Below are 8,850 nucleotides of genomic sequence, written 5' to 3' on the forward strand. Positions count from 1 at the left end.
AAGAGAAAGACGATGACGACTCGGGAACACACCGCGCTCGGTTTGTGGATGGCCTTTGCCGGCGCATTCGGTTTCTCCTTCAAGGCGGTACTCGTCAAGCTCGCCTATCGCCACGGCGTCGACGCCGAGACGATCCTCGCGCTGCGCATGGGATTCGCCCTGCCGTTCTTCCTGCTGCTCGGCTGGGCGGCGGAGAAAAAGGCGACCCATCGCCTCACCGCGCGGCAATGGGGCACGCTCTTCGTGCTCGGTTTCCTCGGCTATTACGGATCGAGTTACCTCGACTTCCTGGGGTTGCGCTACATCAGCGCCGGCCTGGAGCGCATGATCCTTTTCTGCTACCCGACGCTGGTCGTGTTGATGTCCGCAGCTTTCCTCGGCACGCGGCTCGACCGCCGCACCGTCGCCTCGCTCGCCGTCTGCTACGCCGGCCTGGCGCTCGCGCTGGTGCATGACCTCGGCCAAAATCCCGGTAGCGTGCACGACGTCTTGCTCGGCGGAGCGCTCGTCTTTGGTTCGGCCGTGGCCTTTGCGCTCTATCTGCTGGGAACCGGCCAAGTGGTGGGGAAGATCGGCGCCACCCGGCTCAGCGCCTGGGCGACGACTTTCGCCTGTCTACTCGTGCTCGGCCAGTTCGTCGTCATGCGGCCATTGCCTTCGCTGTGGCAACAACCGGCGCCGGTGCTGTGGCTCGGCCTCGCCATGGCGCTTGTCTCCACCGTCGCCCCGGTGTGGCTCGCCTCGGAGGCCATCCGCCGTTTGGGTCCTGGGCCGGTATCCATGATCAGCACCCTCGGCCCCGTACTCACCCTGCTGCTCGGCGCCTGGTTGCTCGACGAACCGCTCACCTTCGCTCAGCTCGCCGGCTGTGGCCTGGTGATCGGCGGGGTGGTGATGATGAGCCGCAGACCCCGCCCCGCGGCCACGGCAGCAGCGGAGGGGTAGTGGCAGATCTGTCGCTTCTGCAGCCGCGCAGCATACCGGAGGCGATCGCCCTACAGCGCGAGATCGCCCGGCGGGTCGTGTGCGAGGAGGCGCACGGGCAGATAGAGCGTGTGGCCGGCATCGACGTCGGCTTTCCCGGCGGCGGCACGCGGGGACGGGCCGCCATTGCCGTGCTCGACTTTCCATCGCTCGCCCTGAGCGAGACGGCGGTCGCGGAATCCGAGGTGAACTTCCCCTATGTGCCGGGGCTACTCTCTTTCCGCGAGCTGCCCGTGGTGCTCCAGGCGTTGGAACGGCTCTCGGCCCCGCCCGACCTGCTCCTCGTCGACGGCCACGGCCGGGCGCATCCGCGCCGCTGCGGCATCGCCTGCCACCTGGGCGTACTCACCGATCTGCCCAGCATCGGCGTGGCCAAGTCGCGCCTCGTCGGCACGCACGAACCGGTGCCGCAACGGCGCGGCGCCTGGGTACCGCTGCGCGACGGCAGCGAAATCATCGGCGCCGTGCTGCGCACCCGCGTGGGCGTGCAACCGGTCTACGTCTCCATCGGCCATCGCGTGAGCCTGGAGCGTGCCGTGGACTGGGTGATGGCCTGCACCACCCGCTACCGCCTGCCCGAGACCACCCGCGCGGCCCATGCGCTCGCTTCGGGGAACGCTCGGAAGCGAGGAACGGGGGGTGATGGCTCGGTCTAGGCTTCAAACGAACGCCGTGTGGAGTGCCTCTAATGCGTCAGGTCCCGGACGATCGCATCGACCCGCGGCGTCGTGCATCATTCTTGGGTCGTGCAGGTCCGACTGTACGAGAGCGCCGCCACGACCCCTGCGACCCGGCGCACCATTCAAAGCTCGAACCTGCCGGTGCGCCGCCTTGTCCGAGAACCGGGGTGTCGGAGGAGAACATTCGACCCTCAGCGACAACGGCAAGGAATTCACCGACCGCTTCATTACCCAGGGAGGGTGTACCCTCACGTGAGCGCATACCTTCGATGAACCGTGCCAGACGCTCGGCATGGTCGACGATTTCCCCGGCTGCATCAGCGAGGTGCTGGCCATCTACCGCTTCGACAGCTGAGAATCGTTGGAGGCGACGATTCAGCGCGTACAATCACCATATCCTCCAAAAGGCCCTGGGACATATCACCCCCCATCGAGGCCATGAAAAGATGGTACGCGGAAAAATTTGAACTTTTCATAAAAATACCATGGAATTGTCTGGGACCTGACACTTAGATATACAAACACCACACGTATGGACGAAGAACTTCAACAACACCTGGAACAGCTTCGGCGAGAGCATGAAGAAAAAATATTCTTTTTACAGCATCACCTTGGCGCTGAGATCCATTGGTTTTTCTCTCAAGGGGCTGAAGCGCTTCGGCAAGGACTAATACTCCCAGCCTGCATCAGCTTCATCATCGGGATCGAATCGTCCGTGAGAGTAACAATGGCGCAGATAGATAAGCCTGCACCAATTTCTGAGCTTGACCCCAAAATAATACTAAACAATAAGCTTTTGATCTCTGCCAGGGCGGCCGGACTCCCAGTAGAAAAACTAGCCTTCCCAGGCGAGGCCGATTTTATCGAAAAACTGGAGTCCACTGGGCCCAAAAAAATAAATGTTGAAATTGTACGAGTTCGTCACAACTTGTGCCACGGCAACATACTAGAGTACATAAACAAGGAGTTAGGTGAAAGTAATAAATTCTTTACGCCAGAATGTTGCCTAAATCTGGCTATGCAGTTACTCATCGTCAGTAAAGCATGGGTAGAAGAGCTCAGCAAATTTCGCAAGGCAATGCAGAATGCCTGATTTTGCGCTCAAGCGGACAGCCTTCAGCTGTTTACCTTAGTTCATTGGATGTAAGAGGAGAGATGTTTGATCTTCAAGCGGTTCGAGCGCTACGCGTTTGTGTTGCTTTCCGTCGCAGCTACATGCTGTCTGGTTGCAGGCATCTATGTATTTTTCACCGGTGAAGCGGGCAGCGGCGCGTGGCTTGCTTCTTCGGGCTTGCTTGCCACAGCAGCGGGCGTCGTGCAGCTCGAAGTCAGTGGTCTACTTCAGAAGATCATGGGTGCCTATGGAAACGAGGAAAAATATCCATATGGCCCGCCGTCGCACATCACGTGCCAGATCATCGACGATCCAGATCGTCCAGTCCGGACGTGGATTCAAAATACCTGTTTCTTTGATATTCGCACGGGCTTCTGGCTTATTGTGGGCGGAACCTTGGTTCAAGTGGCGGCATTGTGGCTATGAGGTCGCGCCAAACAAACTGCTGCACGCGACCGCGTTAAGAAACGCAGCGCATGCGCAAGTAGCATTAGACCACGCCAAGAGGGTGTGGAGCATTGAGCAAATCGAGCTGAGCGATTTCACGAAGGTAAGCTTCGTGTGGGGTGCGTAATTGTCAGGTCGCGGACAATTGCATTGATCCATTCTGCCATGCATAATTCCTGGGTTGTGAGACGATGCGCGAGTTGCGCGAGAGGAAAAAGTCGTGAGGGTCCGACTGTACGAGAGCGCCGCCACGACTCCTGCGACCCGGCGCAACATTCAAAGCTCGAACCTGCCGGTGCGCCGCCTTGCCCGAGAACTGGAGTGTCGGCGGAGAACATTCGACATGGCAACAAGCCCCGATGCTGAAGACCCGGAGCTTCCTGCAAGCACTTCTCGAGGCAGCCTCTTGCGCCTGAGTATGATCCTCTCCTACAACGGCAAGGAATTCACCGATTCATTACCCGCGCAAGAACATACCCCTACGGAAGCGCATACCTTCGATGTCCTGTACCAGGCGCTCGAGATCGAGCATCGGCTGACCAATGCAACGGCCGCATCAGCGAGGTACAAAGCCATGGTGCATGTCACACCCATCGAAGCCATGAAAAGATGGTTCGCGGAAAGCGATCGGCGCAAGTTTCGACGAAGTCAAAAAGCGGAACGCTTCATAAAAAAGACCACGGAATCATCCAGGACCTGGCGCCAACCCAAAGGCGGCTGTCCATCCTGTCCGATATCTGTCTGCGCCACCAACAAGTCCGTCAATGGGCAGCTTTTTCCTGCTTGTCCGGCTCATCTTCCAGCACGGGCTTGTAGCCCAAGTCCCTGATTCCTTGGATCTCTTGATCAATGACGTCAGACGGCACCCGAAGTATCTGTAGCGCCGCTGCGCCAAGGCGCAGGCTCGCTTCAATGGCTTCCGGATAGGCGTAAACCGCGCCGGCTTGAAGGAGCTTTGCGCTCGTTTCGAGATCCCGTGCCCGCGCGACGACCGGTACCTGCGGACAATTCCTGCGTAAATATGCAAGAGCATGCAATGCTTTGGTGGGATCGTCGGTGGTAAGCACTATCAGCGACGCGCGTTCTACATGGATGGCTGCTAGCAATTCTGGATCAGATATATCACCGTAATATACAGGGAAACCATCTGCTCTTCCCTGGGCGACCCGCTTCGGATCGATATCAAAAGCCACGAATGGAATACCGAATGAATGCAAGAGCACAGCGATGGTGTGGCCTACGCGACCATAACCACCAATTACGACCTGTTGTTCCGATGTTTCCGGTAACTCGGGAATACTTGGTGTCTCGGTATGCGGGGTACTGACGAGCCGGGACGCAATGACACCATTAAAACGAATGAGAACGGCGCCTGCGATCATCGAAAGCAATACCGAGGTGATCGCAATCTGAGCCTGTTGCCCTTCGATCACGTTGGAATCCAATGCGATGGCAATGAGGGCAAGGCCGAATTCGCCGCCCACGCTCAACAACAAGCCGGTACGCCACGCGACTTGGTTGTCAACCCCAGTCTTGCACAGCATCGCGGCGACGATCAGCGTCTTGCTCGCCAGAATGAGTAGCGCGCCGACTAGGGCCCAGTGCCATATTGGTGGTATCGCGGTTGGGTCGAAACGCATGCCGATACCAATAAAGAACAGGCCAAGTAGTACATCACGGAACGGACGTATGCTCGATTCCACCTGATGACGGAATTCCGTTTCGCCCAGCATCATTCCGGCCAGAAATGCCCCGAATGCCAGCGACAAGCCGAGGCTGTTTGTGGTCCACGCTGCGAGCAAGGCGATCAGCAGCACTGCCAACGTGAATATTTCGAGCGATCGCTGCTCGGAAATGATATGAAACAGCGGGCGCAGCAACCAACGCCCGGCAATGAACACCAGGGCGAACGCGAGCATAGCTTTCGCAAGCGCCCAACCCAAGGAGCCTGCCAATACCCCGGCGGAGACCGAGGTACCCAGCACGGGTATGATGACGATAAATGGAACGGCAGTGACGTCTTGGAAAACAGACATGGCAATCCCGAGGCGCCCGTGCTGAGTGTTGTCTTCACCTCGTTCCTTCAGGATGCTTGCGATAATGGTGGTCGACGACTGGGCGAAGGCGGCGCCGAACACGAACGCGACCGCGGCAGGAAACCCCGCGAGCCACGCGACGACTCCAACGAGCAAGGTTGTAAATACGACTTGTCCGGTTCCCAGTCCAAAAATCTGGTGCCGTAAGGCTTGCAATTGAGGCAGGGAGAAATTGAGCCCGATCGTGAACAACAAAAAGACGACGCCGAATTCGGCGAGTTTTTCGAGTTCGGGTACCGAAACCGTTGGTCCCAAAGTATGTGGCCCGAGAATCACACCCACCAATAAATAACCCAGACTGGTCGGGACGTGTAGCCGCTGAAATGTAACCACGACGGCTATCGCTATGGACAGGAGTAAGAGGATTTGTGTGAGATGTTCCATCATGGGTTTGATCGCCGTGAAATCCCAATAAGTAAATAGTATGCCACTTGACGAGTTTGTTTTGGCGGATATTGCCTGTATTTTATTGGCATCATGTCTTTTCAAATGAAAAAATGAAATGTCTTTTTTATTACAAGCAAAAAAAATTCTTTGCTCAAAAATTTTGTATAAAGTCCGGACATTTTGCTATTCAAGCATAAAAGTATCAGGGGCAGCTATTGCCATGACAAAAGATTTCTAATTGTTTTTCGAAACATCGATCAAACCATTTTTTCATGAAATATGGATTGTAATAAGCCGTCGATGACGATAGATATTTGTTTGCCATCGATTTTCGTCGTTTTGGCCGCTCGTTGCAGCATCGTACCCGATTTTACTCAGCCTCGACCACTTTCGGCGCCCAGCGGCGTGGGTGGGCATCACCAAGGGATGGCGTTGGGCTGCACGAGCCCTCCGTGCGCCGGATATCGTCGCAAGAGGTCATCGAGATGGGGGTAAAGTCGGCTCTTGCCCGTCCGATGGCGCGGATCAGTTTGGATCAGTAGGGGTCGAGGTGTCCACAGAAATTCTGACGAATCCTTGTAGCACACCGATTGGCCCAGATGCTCCAATCCCTGTAGAACACGCATATGGTCGGCCGCTCAGGGTGGCTTGGAGGGTGTTGCTGGTGGATATCTTCTTTGAAGTCATCGTAGGAAAGATTCTATCTCGATCGATTTATTCTTTAAAGTAATATAAAACTGGCAACAAACCGCTTCTATAGACTATGTGACCTAGTTACCATGAGGTCATCATCAGTCGAGAGATCGCCATGCGTTTCACACCTCGTTCGTTCTTTGTCGTCGCCGCGGCGGCCTTGGCGCTGGGCAGCGCGCGTGCCGACGTGTCGCTGCTCAACGTCTCGTACGATCCCACACGGGAGTTCTACCAAGCCTATGATGCCGCCTTCGCGCGCCACTGGAAAGAGCGCACCGGGGAAACGGTGAAGGTTCGCCAGTCGCACGGCGGCTCGGGCAAGCAGGCGCTGGCGGTGATCCATGGGCTGGAGGCCGACGTCGTCACCCTGGCGCTGGGCTACGACATCGACGCCATCGCTCAGGCGGGCAAACTCTCCCCCGACTGGCAGCAGCGCCTGCCGCAGCGTAGCGCCCCCTACACTTCGACCATCGTCTTCCTCGTACGCAAAGGCAATCCCAAGGCCATCCGCGACTGGGACGATCTCGTCAAAGGCGACGTCTCCATCATCACGCCCAATCCCAAGACCTCCGGCGGGGCGCGCTGGAACTGCCTCGCGGCGCTTGCCTGGGCGCACAGGCACTGGCCTGGCGACGAGGCCAAGGCCACCGACTATTTGCGCGAACTCTACCGGCGCGTGGCCGTGCTCGATGCCGGCGCCCGTGGTGCCACCAACACCTTCGTGCAGCGCGGCCTGGGCGACGTGTTGCTCGCCTGGGAAAACGAGGCTTTCCTCGCCTTGCAGGAATCCGGGCCGGACGCCTTCGAGATCGTCGTCCCGTCGGTATCCGTGCTCGCCGAGCCGCCGGTGGCGGTGGTCGACAGCGTCGTCGCGCGCCGCGGCACCGCCGAAATCGCCCGCGCCTACCTCGAATACCTCTATTCCCCCGAGGGCCAGCGCCTCGCGGCCAAGCACTACTACCGCCCCGTCCATCCCCAATACGCCGACCCGGCCGACCTCGCCCGTTTCCCCAAGCTCGAACTGCTGACGATTGAGGACTTCGGCGGCTGGCAGAAAGTGCAGCAGGAACATTTCGCCGACGGCGGCGTGTTCGATCGCATCGTGGCGAAGTGAGGAGAGCGACATGAATCCTATCTCCCGCCGTACCGTGCTCAAAACCCTGCTCGCCTCGGCCGCGCTCGTCACGGGTCCCATGCGTCTCGTCCAGGCACAAATGCCGGCTGAACTGCGTCTAGGCTGGCAGAAAGGCAGCGACCTTGCCGTGGTGCGCGCTCGCGGCGTGATCGAGCGCCTTCTGGCACAGCACGCAGCGGCCGTGCGTTGGGTCGAATTTCCCGCCGGACCGCAGCACCTGTAATCGTGAGGGCTGTCAGCCTGCTGCGTGAAACCTTACGTGTCAGGTCCCGGACGATTGCATTGATCCGCGACGTCGTGCATTATTCCTGGGTCGTGAGACGATGCGCGAGTCGATCGAATCGCTCGAGAGGCAAAAGTCCTAAGGGGACGACTGCACAAGAACGCCACCACGACACCTGCGACTTGGCGTCATAACTGTCACGTCCCCGACGATTCCATCATGCCTCCTGATCAACCTCACCCCCCGCCCCCTTATTCCCCCTCGCCATAACCTACCAACCCCAACCCCGTTGAACCGCCTATAACCCCTCGCTACCATCGTCCTCATCGAACTGGAGGATGGACCATGCGATTCTGGCGTTTTCTTGCGGCCCTGGCGGCCTTGCTGACCCTTGTCGCTGCCGGTGCGGCGCGGGCGGAGACGAGTCTGCTCAACGTCTCCTACGACGTCTCGCGCGAGCTCTATAAAGAGATCAATCCGCTCTTCGCTGCTTCGTGGCAAGCGAGCAAAGGGGAGACGGTGACGATCCGTCAGTCGCATGGCGGCTCGTCCAAGCAGGCGCTCGCCGTGGCGGCGGGGCTGGAGGCGGACGTGGTGACCATGAACCAGGCGTCCGACCTCGAGCTCTTGGCCGAGCGCGGGTTCGTCGCGCCCGACTGGCGCACGCGTTTTCCCAATCAGGCGGCACCTTATTCCAGCACCATGGTCTTCCTCGTGCGTCAGGGCAATCCCAAGGCCATCCGCGATTGGGACGACCTCGTGCGCGAGGGGGTGCAGGTGATCGTGCCCAATCCCAAGGTGACCGGCAACGGCCGCTATACCTATCTCGCCGTCTGGGGGTATGCGCTCCAGAAAACGGGGTCGGACGAGGGGGCACGTGACTTCGTCACCAGGCTCTTTCGCAACGTGCCGGTGCTCGACGGCGGCGGGCGCGGGGCGACCACCACCTTCACCCAGCGCGGCGTGGGCGATGTGCTCGTCACCTTCGAGAACGAGGCTCGCCTGATCGCGCAGGAGCTGGGCGGCAAGGAGTTCGAGATCGTCTATCCGTCCGTCTCCATCGAGGCGCCGGCGCCGGTGGCGGTGGTGGA

At 58.9% G+C, this 8,850-nt stretch carries 9 protein-coding genes; 8 read left to right on the forward strand and 1 reads right to left on the reverse strand.

Annotation, left to right across the window (positions count from 1 at the left end; all coding sequences use genetic code 11):
- Nucleotides 1-12: 12 nt before the first annotated feature.
- From EPD81_RS04575 to EPD81_RS04595, 5 genes are all read left to right on the forward strand, one after another.
- A complete protein-coding gene (locus EPD81_RS04575) occupies nt 13-945 on the forward strand; it encodes a DMT family transporter (protein ID WP_221928879.1) in 933 nt (310 codons plus the stop codon).
- Nucleotides 945-1,640 carry a deoxyribonuclease V gene (gene nfi, locus EPD81_RS04580; protein WP_185955350.1) on the forward strand — a complete coding sequence of 232 codons (696 nt, stop codon included), beginning with the start codon at nt 945-947 and terminating at the stop codon, nt 1,638-1,640. Before EPD81_RS04575 ends, nfi begins: the two co-directional genes overlap by 1 nt.
- Before the next feature lie 556 nt (nt 1,641-2,196).
- Nucleotides 2,197-2,757 (forward strand): hypothetical protein, encoded by a 561-nt coding sequence (locus EPD81_RS04585; RefSeq protein ID WP_142804192.1) that lies wholly within the window; start codon nt 2,197-2,199, stop codon nt 2,755-2,757.
- Nucleotides 2,758-2,823: 66 nt separating this feature from the next.
- Complete coding sequence (locus EPD81_RS04590) at nt 2,824-3,204, forward strand: hypothetical protein (RefSeq protein WP_142804193.1); 381 nt, start codon at nt 2,824-2,826, stop codon at nt 3,202-3,204.
- 364 nt (nt 3,205-3,568) lie between these two features.
- Nucleotides 3,569-4,054: a hypothetical protein gene (locus EPD81_RS04595; protein ID WP_142804194.1), complete on the forward strand. Its 486-nt coding sequence runs from the start codon at nt 3,569-3,571 to the stop codon at nt 4,052-4,054.
- Here the strand turns inward: EPD81_RS04595 and EPD81_RS04600 are convergent.
- Nucleotides 3,987-5,705 (reverse strand): cation:proton antiporter, encoded by a 1,719-nt coding sequence (locus tag EPD81_RS04600; RefSeq protein WP_185955356.1) that lies wholly within the window; start codon nt 5,703-5,705, stop codon nt 3,987-3,989. The genes EPD81_RS04595 and EPD81_RS04600 overlap by 68 nt on opposite strands.
- A gap of 811 nt (nt 5,706-6,516) precedes the next feature.
- On the opposite strand from EPD81_RS04600, the gene EPD81_RS04605 reads away from it, so the two are divergent.
- The 3 genes from EPD81_RS04605 to EPD81_RS04615 all read left to right on the forward strand — a co-directional run.
- Nucleotides 6,517-7,515, forward strand: a complete 999-nt coding sequence (locus EPD81_RS04605; RefSeq protein WP_142804196.1) for a sulfate ABC transporter substrate-binding protein — start codon at nt 6,517-6,519, stop codon at nt 7,513-7,515.
- A 10-nt stretch (nt 7,516-7,525) separates the two neighbouring features.
- The gene (locus EPD81_RS04610; RefSeq protein WP_142804197.1) at nt 7,526-7,759 is read left to right on the forward strand and encodes a hypothetical protein; all 234 of its coding nucleotides are present in this window, start codon (nt 7,526-7,528) and stop codon (nt 7,757-7,759) included.
- Nucleotides 7,760-8,104: 345 nt separating this feature from the next.
- Nucleotides 8,105-8,850, forward strand: a 746-nt coding sequence (locus EPD81_RS04615) for a sulfate ABC transporter substrate-binding protein (RefSeq protein ID WP_142804198.1), incomplete at its 3' end; no start/stop codon positions are given.

The sequence above is a fragment of the Tepidiphilus sp. J10 genome (assembly GCF_006980785.1).
Classification (GTDB): domain Bacteria; phylum Pseudomonadota; class Gammaproteobacteria; order Burkholderiales; family Rhodocyclaceae; genus Tepidiphilus; species Tepidiphilus olei.

What these genes read in the sequence shown, in the direction of transcription:
- EPD81_RS04610 (WP_142804197.1), top strand. Translation starts at nt 7,526, where the DNA reads ATGAATCCTATCTCCCGCCGTACCGTGCTCAAAACCCTGCTCGCCTCG.
- EPD81_RS04600 (WP_185955356.1), bottom strand. Translation starts at nt 5,705, where the DNA reads ATGGAACATCTCACACAAATCCTCTTACTCCTGTCCATAGCGATAGCC.
- EPD81_RS04605 (WP_142804196.1), top strand. Translation starts at nt 6,517, where the DNA reads ATGCGTTTCACACCTCGTTCGTTCTTTGTCGTCGCCGCGGCGGCCTTG.
- EPD81_RS04575 (WP_221928879.1), top strand. Translation starts at nt 13, where the DNA reads ATGACGACTCGGGAACACACCGCGCTCGGTTTGTGGATGGCCTTTGCC.
- EPD81_RS04595 (WP_142804194.1), top strand. Translation starts at nt 3,569, where the DNA reads ATGGCAACAAGCCCCGATGCTGAAGACCCGGAGCTTCCTGCAAGCACT.
- EPD81_RS04585 (WP_142804192.1), top strand. Translation starts at nt 2,197, where the DNA reads ATGGACGAAGAACTTCAACAACACCTGGAACAGCTTCGGCGAGAGCAT.